This is a genomic window from Lactobacillus sp. C449L, assembly GCF_059900815.1.
In genome coordinates this window covers 1-428 of record NZ_JBWXGA010000324.1, presented here as the reverse complement: position 1 = coordinate 428, position 428 = coordinate 1, and the positions used below count along the sequence as shown (strand labels likewise).

Sequence of the window (428 nt, the reverse complement as noted above, 5' to 3'; positions counted from 1 at the left end):
ACGTATCTCTCGCCTGAGCTCTGGCGGACTGGTCCAACCGCGGAACGATTGGCTGTCCAAGCCCCGGCTCCGGAGGATGGACGAGATTTCGTCAGTGACCCGCCTCGCCTCCGGATGAGCGAGCCCGAACGGCCCGCCCGTCGCTCGGAGGCGGCGCGAGATCTCGACGGCATAGGGGCCTGGGCTCCGATTCTCCGTTCGCGATAGACTGTCGGCGCTGGCCAGCTGTCCGGCAAGATGCTGAAGCCCCATAGCGGTGACGAGGCGCGATACGAGCGGCTCGTCAGACCGCGCGTCGCGCAAGGGCACCACACTGACCCGGCCCTGCGCGGCCTGCGCCCAGGGCCGGAGGACGCGGGCGAGATCGTGCCGTGTGTCCCGGAGATCCCGCTGGAACGCGATCTGAAAAGGCCGCGCTTCCCGCAGGA

The 428-nt window shown here is 68.9% G+C and carries 1 protein-coding gene; it reads left to right on the top strand.

Annotated features, from left to right (window positions below):
- Positions 1–237: 237 nt before the first annotated feature.
- The coding region (locus tag AC2JF9_RS09600; RefSeq protein WP_500727330.1) for a hypothetical protein at positions 238–428 on the top strand (191 nt) is incomplete at its 3' end.